Source organism: Marinobacter sp. LA51, from assembly GCF_030297175.1.
Taxonomy (GTDB): domain Bacteria; phylum Pseudomonadota; class Gammaproteobacteria; order Pseudomonadales; family Oleiphilaceae; genus Marinobacter; species Marinobacter apostichopi.
Map to the genome: position 1 here is coordinate 196,593 of NZ_AP028070.1, position 16,238 is coordinate 212,830.

A 16,238-nucleotide genomic window follows, 5' to 3' on the forward strand; every position below is an offset into this window, starting at 1 on the left:
TCAGCCGGCCTTGCGCAGTAGCGGTAAGGGCACCCGGTAGCGCAAACCTACAGACCGGCCGGTGCCCTCAACCGTGCAGGTCTTCTGGTTGACCCGGCGAATCCGGCCCTGAACTTCCCGGTTCCCGGCTCCGAAGGTCACTACCTCGCCGACCTGCCAGTGTTTGCGCGCCACCACCGGATCTGGCAACTCGAATGGCTCTGTCGACAGCGCCATGCCACGGTCGGCGGCGCGGATGGCCAGAGACCGCCGCACCGCCACAGCCCCACCACTGGCGTGCAGTTCATCCAGAATCTCGTAGAAGTGCCGGTTGTGCACCGAACCCCGGAAGCGTTTTCCGGCGTTCTGTTGTAACAGATGCGCGAATTCATGGCAGCAGGTGTGCGCCAACAGGTTGAGCGGGCTCAACTGGCCGTCAAAATAACCCCGTTTCCGGATTTCCCGGCTGGACAGCCAGCCATGGGCGGTGTCTGGCTGTTGCTTGGCCTCGACCATGCGGACGCCGTAGGTGATCAGATGCTGTTTTCGTTGGGGGTCAAAACGGTGGTAGGTGGCCTGGCCGGCACCGACACGACACTGCAGGGAGCTGCCTGGGAGGCGGTCTGTCAGCCAGCCGGTGGCTGGTTGCCAGAGTACGTCGTAAGTGGTGTCGCACATCAGTTGGCCGAGTTGCCGGGCCTGGGTACTGGTCATCAAGGAGCCATCTAGCAAATGCTTTTCCGGGAGTATCGATGCTGATGATACCCGCTCCCGGGGCCGGCGCAAAACCACATCGGCCAGCACTGAGGCTGGCCGATGTAGAGATGGCAACGCGGTTGGATCAGGCCTCGAACGGCGAGCGCCAGTCGTCAGCGCCGGAGGTGCCGGCAACGGCGTGCTCCCAGGTGACCTTGCGGTACGACAGGGAGGTGGTGACCAGCTGGGTGAAGTCCGCGCTGGCGGCATCCTGGCAGTGAGGCATGTTGCACTGGATGTCGATGATGGTGGCGTCTTCAAGGATGGTCGAGAAGAAGTGCTCCTGCTTGCCCTCAACCGAGGTGCGGTACCACTTCAGCTCCACTTTGGGCAGCATTTCGCCGGAGGCCAGGGCGTTGTACATCAGCGGTGTGGCCTTGTTCAGGGCAGAGGTGAACTTGAACGGCTTGTGCACGCGCTGGCCGGAAGGTTGGCCGGACTGGGGGTCGGTCGGGACTGTGACCACATGGCTGAATTCCTGCACCAGCACTTCGTCTTCGTGACCTTCCACGTAGATGTTACCGACCGAGTCGGAGGTGAATGCGCCGGCGGTGATGTTGCCCTGTGTCTGGCCTTCGATACTGATATAACAAGGAGTTGGCATTGTCTGCTCCATGACGTGTGATTGAATGAGTGTCCCTGTGGGTCTTCCCTGGACTTCCCGATAGTTACAAACTCCGTGCCAGTGAACTAAAGACTATATAAAACAGTGGTTAAGGCGAACTCTGAGTCGGCTTTAGTCGGCGTCGGGCAAGACGGTGCCCGAGTGTTGAGCGAGGAGTTGCTGGCTGGGCCAAATCTCGCCCGGCCAGTCTCATTCGAACGCCAGGGTGGCCAGCAGAGCTAGCAGAAGCAGCGCTGAAAGGCTTTGCCAAAAGGCGACGGGGTGTCGCTCCATCAAGGGTGGCCGGTGCCGGCTTTGCCAGTCGGCGCCGGGTTGGCGGAGGTCGTGCAGAAATTCCGACAGTGCCGGATAGCGGCGGTGCGGTTCGGGATGGAGTGCCCTCGCCAGGGCGTCATCCACCCACACCGGGACATCTTCCCGGTACGGCCGGACCGATTGATAGGTGAGTCGGCGTTGCTGGCTGCGGCTGCGTATTTTTGGCACTTCTGCACCGAAAGGCAGTCGGCCAGTCAACATCTGATAGGTGATGACGCCCAGGGAGAACTGGTCGGCGAGCCAGCTGCCTGCTTCACCCAGCATGGTTTCTGGTGCACTGTACAGGGCCGCGCCGCGGGGGGCGCATGAATAGGGTGCGGTATCGGTGTCGGTCATTTCCTGCAGGCCGGCGACCCGGGTGGCGCCAAAATCGATCAGAGTGACGGTGCCAGCAGCGTCCACCAGGATGTTTTCGGGTTTCAGGTCCTGATGCACCATCTCCAGTCGGTGAAAGGCACGTAGGCCCCGCCCGATCTGTTCCACCAGATTGCGAACCGTCTCCAGGGCAGGCGCCGGGTGATCCAGCATCCACTGTTTCAGGGTTCGGCCTTCCACGAATTCGGTCACCAGATAGACCCAGCTGCGGGGTCTGTCCGGGGCGAAAGGCCGTACTACGTGCGGGTTTGAGATGCGACGGGCAATCCACTCCTCGGTGGCGAACTGTTCCAGATACTCCGGGTCGTCACGAAGATCCGTGGATGGGATTTTGATCACCACCGGTGCCTGCGTTGCCTCGTCCACCGCCTGGAACACGTGGCTGCGGCCACTGGCGTGGAGCTGGCGCTGAATACGGTAGCCGTCGAAGGTTCGCCCCGGGGCCAGTTCCGGGGCGAACGGCAGCTGGCTCAGTTCGCGGCTCAGCTCCCCCGCCTGTTGGGACTTCGGTAGGTTATCGATGCGGATGATCTGCACCGTCAGGTTGTCGGCACTGCCGGCCGCCAGTGCCGCTGCGGCCAGGGCTTTGGCGGCCGCTGTCAGGTTATCCGGGTGTCGGTTCAGCCGTTCCAGGATGTCCGCTTCGGTCAGGTATTCATAAACCCCGTCGGTGGCCAGCAGGAACACATCGCCGACCTGCAGCGGAGCCTGCTGGTAGTCGATGTCCAGCTGATGATCCATGCCCATGGCGCGGGTCAGGCAGCTTTCGGTTCGGGACAGCCAGAGGCGATGATCCGTGGTCAGTTGCTCCAGGGCCCGATTGTGAACCCTGTAAATCCGGGAGTCGCCCACGTTGAACACGTGCGCGGTGGTGGATTTCAGCACCAGGACACTCAGGGTGCAGATGTAACCCCGGTCGAGGTCATACCGGAACTGGCTGCGGCGGGTCTGGGCGTGGAGCCAGGCGTTGGTGGCCAGCAGTACGCGCTGGACCGACTTCTTGACCGACCAGGTTTCTGGCGTGGAGAAGTAGTCACTGAGAAAGCCGGCCACCGCCGACTCACTCGCCACCTGGCTGACATTGCTGGAACTGATGCCATCGGCTATGGCCACCGCAATGCCCTTGGTTGCCCGCTGCAGCGGATCGGGAATCAGCAGACCGTGAAAATCCTGATTGCTGGTTTTCAGTCCGCGATCCGAGTACTGACCCACTGTGATTTCCAGTTGTGCTGAAACGGGTTTGCCCCCGTCCGGTGACAACACCGGCGGGGGCATTCCGGCCTGTGCGGTGGCCGGATCAGGACAGGATTCAGGCACGGTTGGCCAAAGCGGAATCGTCAAAGGCCGCAGGCGCCGGGCGCTTGGGCGCGGTGCGCACATGGGTGCTGTAGAGCGTGAGTCCGGTGAAGGCCAGACCACCCACCAGGTTACCCAGAACGGTTGGGATCTCGTTCCACCACAGGTAATCCATGACCGAGAATTCACCGCCCATGATCATGGCGGACGGGAACAGGAACATGTTCACGATGGAATGCTCGAAGCCCATGAAGAAGAACAGCATGATTGGCATCCACATGGCCAGCACCTTGCCGCTGACGTTGGTGGATATCATCGCGCCAACCACGCCCATGGAAACCATCCAGTTGCACAGCATGCCGCGGATGAAGATGGTGGCCCAGCCGGCAGCACCGAACTCGGCGTAACCCAGGGTGCGGTCTTCGCCCACGCTGGCGATCTTGGCGCCGACGGCGCCCGGGTCGGTGTTGAAACCGTAGGTGAAGATGAACGCCATCATGAAGGCAACGGTCAGGGCGCCGCCCAGGTTACCCAGGAACACCCAGCCCCAGTTGCGCAGAATGGCCTTGGGGGTAACCCCCGGGCGCTTATCCAGTAGTGCCAGTGGGGTCAGCATGAACACGCCGGTGAGCAGGTCAAAGCCCATCAGGTACAGCATGCAGAACCCGATCGGGAACAGGATGGCGCCAATCAGGAATACCCCGGTCTGAACCGCAACGGTAATGGCAAACGCCGCCGCCAGGGCCAGGATTGCACCGGCCATGAAGGCACGGATCAGGGTGTCACGGGTGGACATGAAAATCTTGGATTCACCCGCGTCCACCATCTTGGTCGCGAACTCGGAAGGTAAGATATAAGACATAACTGGTTCCTCTGGCCCACAAAAAAACGGCGCTGCCCACCACCTGTAATGCTGCCTGTGCAGGGTGAAGAGCAGACGCCGTTGTCTGAAATAATGCTGTCGCTGTGAGCAGAGCCCAAGTTGGCTCTACTGATCTGGTTAGTGCAGGGACTGTGCCAGAGTCGTGAGGTGAAGCTTAAAGCCTATTTGGTTCAGCGGCTTACGGAGGGTGGTTGGTTTTTCGCAGTGGCTCATTGGCCTTTTCGCCCGATGCCACGCACCCGTTCAGTGCGTATTTTTCGGTCAGTGCTGCACTGTGGTTCGGACCGATTCGGTTCAGTTCGGGCTCAACGCAGACGGAATCGGACGGGCAGAGCGTAGCTGAAACTCTGGCCTTTCATTCTGGCAGGCACCGCCGGCAGGGGTTCGGCGTCTCTGAGCATCTCCAGGGCGGCGTCATCGAGCAGCTCGTGACCAGAACCGGTTTTCAAGTGCAGTTCCAGCAGCTCCCCCTCCCGATCGAAACTGAAGACCACCAGTGGCGTGCCTTCCTGTCCCAACCGACGTGCCCGTCTGGGGTATTGGTAATGCTGGCTCAGATGCCGGCTGAGCTGGTTCAGGTATTCATCGATTCTGGCGGAACTGCCCGCCTCAAGCTGTACCTGCTGGTTTTGCGGTTCGGTGCTCTCGGCAACGTCCGTGGCTGTGGTTGCTGATGGTTCAGGCGGGCTGGTTTCGGCCGGCGGTTCCGGAGCCGGATCGGGCTTTGGCTCCGGTTTTGGCTCAGGCACTGGTTCCGGCTTGGGTTCAGGCTTTGATTTGGGTTCGGGCTCGGGCTCAGGCTCCGGTTTCGGTTTCGGTGCTGGCTCTGGTTCGGGTTTTGGCTGGGGCTCCGGCTCTGACGGCTGATCGGGGGCCGCCTCCGGTTCAGGTTCTTGTGGTGGGGCCAGGCTGATGCGAACCGCCGGAGCAGTGTTGCTGGGCGCCTCGCCCATTGCCAGTTGGGTGATCGGTTGCTGAGATATAGCGAACAGCAGGATCAGCCCAACGGTCACCACCGCGACCAGTAACAGCCCCGCCCTGATCAATTCCTGGGGCGCTTTCATGAGGCCGGTTCCGTCAACAGCAGAATTTCCGTGTAACCGGCGTTCTCGAGGACCCTGAACAGGCTCTCCAGTTTGGTCATGGCCAGGCCTTCGGCCGCGGCGACGGTCAACGGCTGTTGTGGATCTGCCGGCGGCAGCGACGCAAGGAGGCGTTCCGTGTTCAGGACTTGACCGGCGATTTGCCAGTCGCCATTGCTGGTCACCGATAGATCGGCCCGGGGCTCCTGCTGCTGCGCTCCGGTCTCGGCCGTGGGCAGCTCGGGCAGCGGTTCATCGGCAATCTGGCCGGCCACGATAAAAAACATCAGCAGCAGGAACACCAGATTGATCAGGGGCAATAGCGCATCTTCCACGCGCTCCATCAAGGTCTTGCCTGAGCTGAACGGTGGTGGAACCAGGTCGGTCATGGGGTCTGTTCAGGTTGTCGTTGCCAATGGGTTTCGATACCGGCGGCGTCCAGGCGGGTCAGGGCCTGGGTGAACTGCCCCAGTGTGGTTTGCGGGCGGGTGCCCAGAGAGACTTCGCTGACCTTTGCTGCGGCAAGGGTCTGGATCAGCTCGTTCAGTGCAAACCACTGCCCCTTTTCCTGCCCCCTTTTGAGCCAAAGTACCTGGCCGTCGTTGCCAACGGTCAGTTCCGGTATCGGCTCACCGGCCTCGGTGCGCTGGTCCGGAGTGGCATTGGCCAGTTCCAGTGCACCCACGGGCAATAAACGGCTGGTGAGCATGAAAAACACCAGAAGGATGAACACCACATCAATCAGCGGTGTCATGCGAATGGGAATAGGTCGGCTGGGCCGGGGTTCAACCAGTTGCATGGGCCAGGCGCTGTCGACTGCGTGCTGCAAAATCCTGTGGCGCGCGGCTGTCTCCTGTGCCGGCTTCTTGCCCCAGCTCGTTCTTCGGTCCCGCTGTCGCGAGCTCAAGGCCGTCAGCGCCATTCAGGACCGTCACCAGGGTACTGTTGATGGTGGCGTGCAGTCGGCGCAGCCGGAATTCGATCCAGGCGGCCAGGGCCGCAAAGGGAATGGCAATCACCAGGCCAGCGGCGGTGGTGGTCAAAGCCTCGTAGATGCCACCACTGAGTTGCGTCGCGTTGGCACGGCCCTCGGATGCCGCCATGGCGCCAAAGGCGTCGATCATGCCCATCACCGTACCCAGCAACCCCAGCAGCGGCGCAAGCGCGGCAATGACTTCAATAATCTTCAGGGGGGCTTCAAATGGCTGCAGTGCTTGCTGGGCGTCCCGGGCCGCCGTCGTCCTGATACGGGCCTGGTCGCGCTGCTCCTGGCAGGCCTTGGCGGTATCGAGTACCAGTTGCAGCAACGGGTTAAGGCGGCCGACGGCTCCGGCCTGCTGCCGGCTCGTCTCGGGCTGGGCATCAGCGGGTGTTTGTTGCCAAACTTTCATGAAGCCTTTCAGATGGCGGGTCAGGCGTGGTGCGTAGAAAGCACCGATCAGCATCAGATAGAGAAAGGTTACGAACCCGATTACTGCGAGGGCGGCAAGCACCATCATCACTGGCCCACCCATCTCAAACAGCTGGGCTAGCGGGCCGTTGAAGGGCTCGGCCGATGAATACAGGGAAGAATCTGGCATGGGGAGCCTCGCAAAAATAAATTCAGGTGCAAATGATAACGCTTATCAATTCGTTTGCAAGGTGTAATCGGACAATCGCCCCAGCTCTGCTAAAATGGCCGGCGTCAGTCTTTAATTCATCAAGCCCAACCACAACGTGGTCAGCTGCGGAGACGATCTGATTAGCCCAACCCTAACCCCGACCCAAATCCCCAAACTCTCAACGCCGGAACATAATGATGATTAGACGCTGGCTCGGGAGTCTGGTGAACCGTGCGGTGGTGCTGGTGATTTGCTTCACCCTGTTGTCAGCGCTGGTCGTTACTGTGGTAGGTGCCTTGCTTAGCCAGAGTGAGCTTGAGCAGCAGGCGAAAAATCAGGTGTCCACCATTGCCCAATTGCTGGCGAGTGAGATGGACGACAGTCTGGCGCGCCGGTTGGACACTCTCAGCCATGTAGCCAAAAGCTTCACCATGGGCGAGGCCGTGCTGACCGCTCGAGCCAGTGTGCTCGTCCGTCAGCAAACCGCCCTCCAACATCTGTTCGATGGTTTGTACCTGATTGATGTTAATGGGAATATTCTGGCAGAAAACCCCGAATCCGACGGTTTGACCGGCTTCAATGTCAGTCACCGTGACTATTTTCAGAATGCGTCCCAGCGCTTGACGCCAGTCATAAGCGAACCCTATGTCTCTATCCATCAGGACCAGCCGGCAGTGATGATTGCTGCGCCGATTTTCGATCACCGTCAGAGATTTATCGGGATGATTGGTGGTGCCCTGCTGCTGAGCGGCGAAAATTTCATGGAGGAAGTTTCCGGCCTTCGTATTGGCGAAACCGGCTACCTGGGCGTGGCCACCCGCAGCGGTATCACCCTTGCTCATGGACGGACTGGCCAGGTGATGGTGCCTGTGCGTGTCGAGAATCCGGTGCTCAAGGACGCCATGGAAGGGTTTGAAGGTACCCGGCAAACCCGCAATGGCGACGGCGTCCGTACCATCATGTCGGTACAGCAGATGGATCAAGTGCCCTGGTTTGTCGCGGCGGTATGGCCGGCTCGGGAAGCTTTTGCACCGATTACCCGGATGACTGATGCCTTCCTGTGGACGCTGCTCGGTGTTTTCGGCGTTGTGACACCGTTTGCACTCTGGCGTTTCCGACGGCTGATGGCGCCGCTTCAGGTTCTGGGCCAGCAAATCAATGAACGACACCTTGGGGTTCGTTCTGCGCCGGTGGATGTCCGCGGTGGTCGGGAAATCCAGCAGGTGGCTGAGATTTTCAATACCGTCATGGACGAGCGCGAAGATGTACTGACGTCGCTGGCGGAGCGGGAGGCCTTTTTCCGTTCCCTGACCCAAAGCGCACCGATCGGCATTATCCAGACCGATGTCCTTGGTCGCATCGATTTCGTGAACCCGGCCTTTGAGAGCCTCATCGGGCGCCCTGCATCCGAACTCCAGCACACCTATCTGATCCACGGTGTCTATGAAGCCGACCGGGACGCGGTACTGAGCGGCTGGCAACAGTCATTGAAGAGTAAGGAAGTGTTCCGGGGCCGATTCCGTATTCCAAGTCGCGGCGAGCGGGACCTGATCTGGGGTGATGTGATGAGCTCGGTGATCGAAACACCGGACAAGACCCTGGGCAGCATTACCGTTATTCGGGACGTGTCCCGGGAGTTGGAGGTGGAAGAGGCTCTGCGCGAGGAGCAACAGCGCGCCGAAAATATTCTCAGTGTGCTCCAGGAAGGTGTGTTGATGGTGGATGTTGAAGGCCGGATCCGGTTCGCCAACCAGACTGCCTGCCAGTTCCTCGGCGCCGAAGGCGACTGTGCCCAGCAGAATTTCTTTGATCTGGTGGAGATACTGAGTGACGACAAGGTTCTGACCCACAATGATTTTCTGACTGGTGGCGATATCGACAGCCTGTACGCCACCCTGAAGAATCGCAACGACGGTCGTTACGATATCGATCTGACCGTGCTTCATGTTCGTCAGGGCCGGTATAACGAACGTATGGTGTTCGTGATCCGGGATGACAGCGAACGCCGTCGCCAGGAAGAGCGCCTGTCCTGGGAAGCCACCCACGACAGTCTGACCCACCTGCTTAATCGCAGGGCTTTCAGTGCCGCCCTACTCAAATGCCAGGCAGAAGTGACCGAGCCATCGGCACGCTCGGTGCTGATGCTGATCGATCTGGATCATTTCAAGCCGGTAAACGACGAAGGCGGTCACCTGCTCGGTGACGACCTGCTCAAGCGTCTGGCCGACCTGTTCAAGGACACGGTTCGACAGTCGGACACCGTGGCTCGGCTGGGTGGTGATGAGTTCGGCATTATTCTGCCCATGTGTGGGTTGGAGCGGGCGGAGGCCCTGGCCGAACGCATTCGGGCGCGGGTTGAGGGCTTGCGGATCGAACAGGACGGTCGAAGCTTTGGTGTCACCGCCAGTATCGGGTTGACCGAACTCGCTCCCGGTGACAGTGGGCCGCGGGACGTCATGGCCCGGGCCGATGAGGGCTCCTACACCGCCAAGTCCCGCGGTCGCAACGCCGTGGTGCTGATGCCAGCTCCGTCTTGAAGCTTACCACCAGCCTGAGGACTGGCCAGCCTGCCACAATAGCCGGGCGGCCAGGGCAGTTAAAATCAGATTGAAAGCCTGGTGAAACCACTGGTTACTGAGTGACTTGAGCACGTGCAGGCCCAGCCAGGTTCCGGCAAAGCCACTGGCAATCATCGCCAGGATGAAGGGCAGCCAATCCGGGAACACAAATCCCGCTACCGTGAAAACCAGCGCCTTGGGCGCGTGCTGCAAGGTCATGGCGGTGGCGAAGGTGGCCACGGTGGTGAACCGGTCGCGGTGAATCTGTTTGATAAAGGCCGCAACCAGTGGCCCGGTGGCGCCGACAAACAGGCTGATGAAGCTGGTCAGGCCCGAGGCCAGAAATATTCCCGTGTTACCAAACGAGGCTTTCGGCAGAGCCGGTCCCCAGCACAAAAACAGCACAAACAGGGCGATGGTCAGTTGCCAGGCAGAGGCCGGCAGATCGACCAGTAGCCAGGCCCCCAGGGCCGCACCCACCAGTACACCCGGCGCGAAGGCGCCAATCACCTTCCAATCGACTTGTTTCCGAGTCAGCAGTGCGCGGCCGCCATTGGAGCCGAGCTGGATCATGCCATGCACCGGGATGATTGCCGCGGGCGGCATCCAGTTGGCCATCAGTACCAGCAACAGTACCCCGCCGCCGGCGCCCAGGCTGGCGGTGATCATTGAGGTCAGGACCGAACAGGCCAACAGGAAAGCCGCAACCGGAAGGCTCAGGCTGTCGGGCAGGAGAGTTATTTCCATGCACAGAAGTCCGTGTTGCTCAGTCGGGGGGACCGGCACAGCGCTTCCGTGGCCAGCTGTACGTCGGCCACATAATACAGGGAGGCCAGCCCGAGGCGATCACGGCCCAGGTTATGGAACACCATGCCGAAGGCAATGTCGCCGGCGGTGAATCGGTCATGATGTTGGGCGAAGTAGGCTGCGGGCTTGGACAGGGCGTCGTCGTTCAGCAGGGCCTCAACCCGGCCAGCACCACCATGGTAGGCCTGGATCAGCAGCAAGGTGAACAGGCGCTGTTGCTTGGTTTCGGGCAGGTGGCCAAAGCGCTCGGCAAATGCGGGCTCGAGATTGCGGGCATTCTGATTCATCAGGCGCAGGGCGCAGTCGATCTGCGCCAGACGGTGCCAGTAATTGCGTGGTTTGATCTGGCAATCTGACAGCGCTGAGGGAGACAGTTGCAGGATACCCCGGGCATTAGCGCCGGAATGGGCGCGGGCCTGGCCACCGCTTTCGATCAGGAGCTGGCCTGCCAGGTACAGGGGCAGCTCCCGCGGCAGGTCCAGACGATTCTGGTCCTGACGGGTTTGGACGATATAACGAAGAGCGTTGTGCAGGGATTCCGGCTGGCCGCTGGAGGCGAAGTTCAGATCGTCCCAGGCACCCCAGATACGCTCCGAAGGCAGGGTGCCAAGGTAGCGGGCCACCGCCTCGTCCAGGTTCACATGTGGCTGGTCGCAGGCCAGGGCGAAGGGGTAGCCGGTCTGGCCTGTTTTGCCAGGCAGCCAGGTATCGGTGCGGTTATCATCGAACAGCGCTTGTCGGGTATTGTTGAGCCGGGCCTGGGTTTCGTCCCGATCAGCGCCATCGCTGATCCAGGCCAGAAACTGGCCCCGCATATCAAACAGAATGTGGCGATCGGCATCGGCGCAGTAACCGGATTCCCTCAGCACCCAGCCGCGAATGGTCAACACATTGCTGTAGACCCCCTGGCTGACCCAGTAAGGCGAGCTCCGAACCACCTGGGTCCAGTCGTCACTGGTGGCGGTTTTCTCCGGGTTGGCGCTGGCGGTGCCAAGCGTCGCCCAGGCCAGGGTGAAAAACACACAGAGCTGTCGTAAGCTCATGACTCTCCAATCCATATACGATAAATCCGTGACCGTCCCGAGACCACAATAACAAACGGAACCGCTCATGAAGCAATCAGAATATCTGAGGTATGACGCTACCGCACTGGCGGATTTGATTCAGCGCGGCGAAGTAACGCCCCGGGAAGTGTGTGAGGCGGCTATAGACCGGGCAACCCGGGTCAACGGCTCGCTGAACGCCATCTGCCACCCCCAGTTCACAGAAGCCCTGGAACAGGAGTTTCCGGCCTCGGCGGCGTTCTCGGGAGTGCCGCTGTTGCTCAAGGACCTGGCTCAGGAGCAGGCGGGTCATCCCTGCACCTATGGCAGCCGGAGCCTGACCCGGAATATTGCGTCTCAGGATTCCGAGTTTGTCCGGCGTGCCCGGGAGGCTGGCCTGGTGTTCCTGGGCCGCACCGCGACTCCGGAATTCGGGCTCAAAGCGGTGACCGAGTCTGAGCTGTGGGGGCCATCGCGTAACCCGTGGCAAACCGAATGCACCCCCGGTGGTTCCAGTGGTGGTTCCGGTGCGGCGGTGGCTGCGGGGGTGGTGCCCATGGCCGGTGCCAACGATGGCGGCGGCTCCATTCGCATTCCGGCGGCCTACAACGGCCTGTTCGGTCTCAAACCCTCCCGGGGCCGCATTTCCAGTGGCCCGTTGGTGGGTGAGGCCTGGACGGGCGCCTCTTCTGACCATGTGGTCAGCCGCACGGTTCGCGATAGCGCGGCCATGCTGGATGTCCTCGGTGGCTCGGCCCCCGGCGATCCTTTTCAAATCCCGGCGCCAGAGGGCCGGTATCGGGATCTGATCCAGCAGTCTCCGGGCACCCTGAAGATCGGTGTGTTCACGGCATCGCCCTACGGGACCGACGTGGCTCCGGACTGCGTTGCCGCCGTGGAAGCCACGGCGCGGGTGCTGGAAAACCTGGGTCACGAGGTGGAATACGCCCGCCCGGATTACGACGGCATCGCGCTGGCTCGCTGCTACCTCGGGCTCTACTTTGGCGAGGTGTCCGCGATGATGGCCCGGGCTCGCGAGGAGTTTGGTGCCGGGGATGACAGCTTTGAGCTGGATACCCGGCTGATCGGGATGCTGGGCAACACCATGCCGTTGCCTGATTACGTTCGGCGCCGTCAGCGCTGGAATGACTTTTCCCGTGCCCTGGGTGCTTTCTTTGGCCGTTATGATCTCTATCTGTGTCCGACCACCGGCCAGCTTCCGGCCCGGATCGGCGAGCTGGATACACCGGCGCACCTGAAACTGGTGGCCAAAGTGATGTTGGCGCTGAAAGCGGGGAAGCTGGTGCACCGCACCGGCCAGGTGGATCAGATGGCGATGGAGAGCCTGGCTCGCACGCCGTTTACCCAGCTGGCTAACCTGACAGGCACCCCGGCGATGTCGGTTCCCATGCACTGGACCCAGTCCGGTTTACCGGTTGGGGTCCAGTTTGGTGGCCGCCACGGTGATGAAGCCCGGCTGCTGCAACTAGCCGCCCAGCTGGAAGAAGCAAACCCCTGGTTTGGCCAATACGAGCGCCTGGATAACGAATTTGACGGCTAGGGGTTGTGATCCGGTTGCGGAAACTCCACGTTTATCTTTGTGTGCGGAACAGGCTATGCTGTCAATCAGGAAGGTTCCTTCCTTCCTGAACGACCCTGATGGCATCGAGGAGGCGAGCGTATTATGAACCAACCGATGGCAATCGATGATCTGGTGTCAGTAGCACAGGCCGAGGCAATGGGGGAGCTAGACGCCCCGATGATGGCAATCGTCCTGTCCAGTGAACAAAGCTACGACTTGCCCATTAACTCCCTTGAAACCGATGCCGACAAGGCCCGCTGGGGACTGATCCTCCGCGCCGCCCGCGAGCATGTGGAAGCGGATGCAGTGGCCGTGCTGTACCCAGCCTGGACCACCATTCGTCACAAAAACCCGGAAATGGCGCCGGACAGTGATTCGGAGCATGCCGACGCTGATGCAGACGCCTCCGATAACAGCCCGATCGATACCCTGTTCGTCCAGCTGCACACCCGAGATCATGTGTACTGGCGGGGGTTCGAGCAGATTCGGGATCCCAAGCATCAGCGCATTGTCGGCTTCCGCCGAATCAAGGCGCTGTCCACCGACTATAAACGGCACGAAGCCCCGTCGGTTGCGGCCTGGCTCAGCACCTTGTTCGAGCCACTGCCCGACGAAGGCCAGGAAACGGACGTTGATCGGGAACTGGCTGATCTTCTTGAAGAACCGGAAGTCAGCGCAGCCCTCTACCCCAGAGAGCTGAGAGCGCTGCACTAAGCAACGCCAGTTAAGTCCTTTCTTAACCTGTACCGGCCTCTAGCTGCCCGCTAGATGGCCGGTACGCGCTCCCACACCCACATCAGACTGACGCCAATCACTCCCAGCAGGGTGAGTGGTACCAGCGCCCGCCGATAGAGCGGGGTGGCCTGTGCCAGCAGAGTGAGCAGTGGGAAACAGATCGCCAACAGTGCCAGCTGGCCAAGTTCCACGCCGACATTGAAGCCTGCCAGGGCGACGGCCAGATTGGCGGTGCCAGAGGTCAGGTCCGACAACACACTAGCAAAGCCGAAGCCGTGAATCAGCCCAAAGCCAAAGGCCAGGGGCCAGGTTTTACGCCCAAGTACGGGCCAGACGACGTTCACCGCGGCCACCGCAATCGAGGCGGCAATCACCGTTTCCACCCAGGCAATGGGCAGGCTCACGATCTTCAGGGCCGCCAGTGCCAGGGTGATCGAGTGCGCAACCGTAAAGGCGGTGACCACGGCGGTTAGCTCGAGTACCTGGGATCGGTTGGGAAGCCAGCGCCGGGCCGCAGTGGCTGCCCGGTTACGCGCGAGGCTGGCCGGAAGCACCAGCACCAGCAAAAACAGGATGTGATCCAGGCCGATCAGCAGGTGCACCACGCCTTCCTGGAGAAACGTGGCGAAGCTGTGCCAGAGGCCCGCTTGGCTTGCCGGGCGTAGATCCACGGTCTGGCTGTCTGGCCCTGCCACAGCCAGCGACGCTTCGCCGCCGGTACTGATCTGAATCAGCCCGCGGTGCAGGCTGTCCTGCTCGAATAGCAGATGATACTCAAGGCGTTCCGGGGCCTGGCCGCTGTCGCAGAGCACCTGGTAACGGGTAGCGACGTAAGCGCCATCGCTGTGTTCGCTTATGCCCCACTGCTGGCCCCGCAGCTCGCACGCGGAGTTGCCGGCAGACAGCGTAATCCCAGCCTCTATGGCGTTTAGAATCGACCCTCGATGCTGACGTACCTCGCCACCGGTCACCTCCCCATCGCGGTTGGTATCGAGGGGGACTAAAAGGGCCAGGTCCCGCAGAGCCACGTCGATCCGGAAGTGCCCGGAGTTAGTGTCCAGGTACATGAAGCTGTCACTGGCCTTGTGGGCCAGCGCGGGATTGGCCAGCGCCAGCAGCCAGAGAATCACGGTCAGCAGGCGTATGGAAGCGATTTGGAGCGTCACGGTGCCTCCGGGTAGCGCTGGTCAGTTTGATCGTACTGCGCCAGCCACTGGTGTAGTCGCTTCAAAGCGGACGGGTCTCCGGCACTCTGTGCAGCTCGCAGTGCCAAACGGGTATCCAGTGGCTCGCGTTGGGTCTCCCAGTTGGCCAGCGCATGCTTCAGGGCCAGTTCTGGGCGATTCTCAATGTCGAGCTGAAAGCGGGCGAAATCCCGCTGATGTAATAGCGTGCCGCGCCACTGGGCTTCCGCGAACCGTTCCCGTAGAGAGTCTGTCAGGGCGTCTGCCTCCGGGGCCCCGGCTTCGCGCAGGGCAATGGCCCGGATAACCGCCAGAGCGTCGACCTGGTCATAGCCTTTGGTGAGTGCCAGGGTTGCCCGGAGGTTGCCGGCCTGTAGCTGCCAGTCTGCCAGTTGTGCCCGGGTATACAGATCATCAGGTGCGTGTTGAAGCACACTGCCCCAGTGGACTGCTGCGGAGTCCAGGCCCAGTTGAGCCGCTAGATCTCCCAGTGTTCCCTCGGCCCAGAGTCGGCTGATTGGATCGGTGTTTGAGGTTGAAGCGAGCTGGTTCTGCAAGCGCCGGTAGGCGGACTCGGCATCGCCTGTTCGGGCTTCAGTTTGCGCCAGGCAACTGGCGGCAATCAGTCCCGGGTAAACATCGGCCAGCGCCTGGCAGTGCTGGCGGGCTTCGGTGTAGCGGCCCTGTACCAGCTCAAGATTGGCCAGGGTCAGCCGGGACTGAATCTTCTGCTGACGCTGTTCGGTGGTCTGCAGTACTTGTTGGAGATCCTGCCGGGCGGCATCGAAACGGTGCAGGCTCTGGGCCAGGGTGGCGCGCAGAACTCGCAGCCGATCGGTAAAGTCGGCCTGCGGCCACTCCTGCAGCAGGCGCTCGGCGTAGCCCAGGAATCGGGGATCGCCGGTTTCCCGGGCCTGTCCGATCAGCTGTTGTACTTCATCAGCCAATTCATCGACATTCTTGGGAACAGAGTTCAGGTTGGGCGACACTTCAGGCAGCGTTGCCAACACGGCATCGTCCGAGAAATCGTTTTGGATTGGGTTCGGCGCGGCAATTACTGCTGGTGTTGCCTGCAGTGATCCGGCCAGGCTGAGCCCAAGCCAAAAAGCCCTGCCCCGGAGGGCAGGGAGAAAAATCGCCGGACGACGACGGATGTCGCCCCGGCGAAGGGTCTTCTTAACGGAACAGGTCATCGTAGGCCTGCGGGTCGTTTTCATCGTTGAAGCTGAAGTCCGTGTCGTTGATCTCCACCGCCGCACGGGTATCGCTGGTATTGGCAATTTCCGCTTTAACGAAGGTGGTGAAATCCACTGACGGATCCGGCCGCTCGACCCGGTTATTGGAGCTGTCGGAACAGCCCGCCAAGATCAGTCCCGAGACAGCCAGTACAGTCATTTTGAGTAGATTACTCATGACG

16 protein-coding genes are annotated in these 16,238 nt (G+C 61.1%); 3 read left to right on the top strand and 13 right to left on the bottom strand.

All coding sequences use genetic code 11. The features are described 5' to 3' along the window. The 8 genes from QUE89_RS00850 to QUE89_RS00885 all read right to left on the bottom strand — a co-directional run bounded on the left by QUE89_RS00850 (window position 1) and on the right by QUE89_RS00885 (window position 6,891). A complete protein-coding gene (locus QUE89_RS00850) occupies window positions 1-711 on the bottom strand; it encodes a hypothetical protein (protein ID WP_353506796.1) in 711 nt (236 codons plus the stop codon). Window positions 712-820: 109 nt separating this feature from the next. After that, window positions 821-1,339, bottom strand: a complete 519-nt coding sequence (locus tag QUE89_RS00855; protein WP_203299042.1) for an Hcp family type VI secretion system effector — start codon at window positions 1,337-1,339, stop codon at window positions 821-823. Between the two features lie 210 nt (window positions 1,340-1,549). Next, the gene (locus QUE89_RS00860) at window positions 1,550-3,325 is read right to left on the bottom strand and encodes a bifunctional protein-serine/threonine kinase/phosphatase (protein ID WP_286222940.1); all 1,776 of its coding nucleotides are present in this window, start codon (window positions 3,323-3,325) and stop codon (window positions 1,550-1,552) included. 34 nt (window positions 3,326-3,359) lie between these two features. Next, window positions 3,360-4,208, bottom strand: a complete 849-nt coding sequence (locus QUE89_RS00865) for a formate/nitrite transporter family protein (RefSeq protein ID WP_286221420.1) — start codon at window positions 4,206-4,208, stop codon at window positions 3,360-3,362. A 326-nt stretch (window positions 4,209-4,534) separates the two neighbouring features. After that, window positions 4,535-5,293 carry an energy transducer TonB gene (locus tag QUE89_RS00870; RefSeq protein WP_286221421.1) on the bottom strand — a complete coding sequence of 253 codons (759 nt, stop codon included), beginning with the start codon at window positions 5,291-5,293 and terminating at the stop codon, window positions 4,535-4,537. Continuing rightward, window positions 5,290-5,700: an ExbD/TolR family protein gene (locus QUE89_RS00875; protein WP_286221422.1), complete on the bottom strand. Its 411-nt coding sequence runs from the start codon at window positions 5,698-5,700 to the stop codon at window positions 5,290-5,292. The genes QUE89_RS00870 and QUE89_RS00875 overlap by 4 nt, the downstream gene beginning before the upstream one ends. Then, on the bottom strand, window positions 5,697-6,110 hold the full coding sequence (locus tag QUE89_RS00880) for an ExbD/TolR family protein (protein WP_286221423.1): 414 nt from the start codon (window positions 6,108-6,110) through the stop codon (window positions 5,697-5,699). The genes QUE89_RS00875 and QUE89_RS00880 overlap by 4 nt, the downstream gene beginning before the upstream one ends. Beyond that, window positions 6,097-6,891: a MotA/TolQ/ExbB proton channel family protein gene (locus QUE89_RS00885; protein WP_286221424.1), complete on the bottom strand. Its 795-nt coding sequence runs from the start codon at window positions 6,889-6,891 to the stop codon at window positions 6,097-6,099. Before QUE89_RS00885 ends, QUE89_RS00880 begins: the two co-directional genes overlap by 14 nt. Window positions 6,892-7,106: 215 nt before the next feature. On the opposite strand from QUE89_RS00885, the gene QUE89_RS00890 reads away from it, so the two are divergent. Then, window positions 7,107-9,449 carry a sensor domain-containing diguanylate cyclase gene (locus tag QUE89_RS00890; RefSeq protein ID WP_353506797.1) on the top strand — a complete coding sequence of 781 codons (2,343 nt, stop codon included), beginning with the start codon at window positions 7,107-7,109 and terminating at the stop codon, window positions 9,447-9,449. Between the two features lie 3 nt (window positions 9,450-9,452). Here QUE89_RS00890 and QUE89_RS00895 read toward each other — a convergent pair whose 3' ends face one another. Both QUE89_RS00895 and QUE89_RS00900 read right to left on the bottom strand, forming a co-directional pair. Then, window positions 9,453-10,217, bottom strand: a complete 765-nt coding sequence (locus tag QUE89_RS00895) for a sulfite exporter TauE/SafE family protein (RefSeq protein ID WP_286221425.1) — start codon at window positions 10,215-10,217, stop codon at window positions 9,453-9,455. Then, entirely contained in the window at window positions 10,208-11,320 is a 1,113-nt protein-coding gene (locus QUE89_RS00900; protein WP_286221426.1) for a lysozyme family protein, read from the bottom strand. The genes QUE89_RS00895 and QUE89_RS00900 overlap by 10 nt, the downstream gene beginning before the upstream one ends. A gap of 67 nt (window positions 11,321-11,387) precedes the next feature. Between QUE89_RS00900 and QUE89_RS00905 the strand changes: the two genes are divergently transcribed. Continuing rightward, window positions 11,388-12,881 carry an amidase gene (locus tag QUE89_RS00905; protein WP_286221427.1) on the top strand — a complete coding sequence of 498 codons (1,494 nt, stop codon included), beginning with the start codon at window positions 11,388-11,390 and terminating at the stop codon, window positions 12,879-12,881. A gap of 123 nt (window positions 12,882-13,004) precedes the next feature. Further along, entirely contained in the window at window positions 13,005-13,616 is a 612-nt protein-coding gene (locus QUE89_RS00910; RefSeq protein ID WP_286221428.1) for a hypothetical protein, read from the top strand. 50 nt (window positions 13,617-13,666) lie between these two features. On the opposite strand, the gene QUE89_RS00915 is transcribed toward QUE89_RS00910, so the two are convergent. Genes QUE89_RS00915 through QUE89_RS00925 form a run of 3 tightly spaced genes read right to left on the bottom strand, consistent with a single transcriptional unit; the run spans window position 13,667 to window position 16,234 of the window. Further along, a complete protein-coding gene (locus QUE89_RS00915) occupies window positions 13,667-14,803 on the bottom strand; it encodes a HupE/UreJ family protein (protein WP_286221429.1) in 1,137 nt (378 codons plus the stop codon). Next, the gene (locus QUE89_RS00920; protein ID WP_286221430.1) at window positions 14,800-16,014 is read right to left on the bottom strand and encodes a tetratricopeptide repeat protein; all 1,215 of its coding nucleotides are present in this window, start codon (window positions 16,012-16,014) and stop codon (window positions 14,800-14,802) included. Before QUE89_RS00920 ends, QUE89_RS00915 begins: the two co-directional genes overlap by 4 nt. After that, on the bottom strand, window positions 15,998-16,234 hold the full coding sequence (locus tag QUE89_RS00925) for a hypothetical protein (protein ID WP_286221431.1): 237 nt from the start codon (window positions 16,232-16,234) through the stop codon (window positions 15,998-16,000). The genes QUE89_RS00920 and QUE89_RS00925 overlap by 17 nt, the downstream gene beginning before the upstream one ends. Window positions 16,235-16,238: the final 4 nt, after the last annotated feature.

Excerpts from the sequence above, each read along its gene's own strand:
- QUE89_RS00860 (WP_286222940.1), bottom strand. The coding sequence starts at position 3,325 with ATGCCCCCGCCGGTGTTGTCACCGGACGGGGGCAAACCCGTTTCAGCA.
- QUE89_RS00905 (WP_286221427.1), top strand. The coding sequence starts at position 11,388 with ATGAAGCAATCAGAATATCTGAGGTATGACGCTACCGCACTGGCGGAT.
- QUE89_RS00910 (WP_286221428.1), top strand. The coding sequence starts at position 13,005 with ATGAACCAACCGATGGCAATCGATGATCTGGTGTCAGTAGCACAGGCC.
- QUE89_RS00900 (WP_286221426.1), bottom strand. The coding sequence starts at position 11,320 with ATGAGCTTACGACAGCTCTGTGTGTTTTTCACCCTGGCCTGGGCGACG.
- QUE89_RS00855 (WP_203299042.1), bottom strand. The coding sequence starts at position 1,339 with ATGCCAACTCCTTGTTATATCAGTATCGAAGGCCAGACACAGGGCAAC.
- QUE89_RS00870 (WP_286221421.1), bottom strand. The coding sequence starts at position 5,293 with ATGAAAGCGCCCCAGGAATTGATCAGGGCGGGGCTGTTACTGGTCGCG.
- QUE89_RS00920 (WP_286221430.1), bottom strand. The coding sequence starts at position 16,014 with ATGACCTGTTCCGTTAAGAAGACCCTTCGCCGGGGCGACATCCGTCGT.
- QUE89_RS00875 (WP_286221422.1), bottom strand. The coding sequence starts at position 5,700 with ATGACCGACCTGGTTCCACCACCGTTCAGCTCAGGCAAGACCTTGATG.
- QUE89_RS00865 (WP_286221420.1), bottom strand. The coding sequence starts at position 4,208 with ATGTCTTATATCTTACCTTCCGAGTTCGCGACCAAGATGGTGGACGCG.
- QUE89_RS00925 (WP_286221431.1), bottom strand. The coding sequence starts at position 16,234 with ATGAGTAATCTACTCAAAATGACTGTACTGGCTGTCTCGGGACTGATC.
- QUE89_RS00890 (WP_353506797.1), top strand. The coding sequence starts at position 7,107 with ATGATGATTAGACGCTGGCTCGGGAGTCTGGTGAACCGTGCGGTGGTG.
- QUE89_RS00885 (WP_286221424.1), bottom strand. The coding sequence starts at position 6,891 with ATGCCAGATTCTTCCCTGTATTCATCGGCCGAGCCCTTCAACGGCCCG.
- QUE89_RS00895 (WP_286221425.1), bottom strand. The coding sequence starts at position 10,217 with ATGGAAATAACTCTCCTGCCCGACAGCCTGAGCCTTCCGGTTGCGGCT.
- QUE89_RS00880 (WP_286221423.1), bottom strand. The coding sequence starts at position 6,110 with ATGCAACTGGTTGAACCCCGGCCCAGCCGACCTATTCCCATTCGCATG.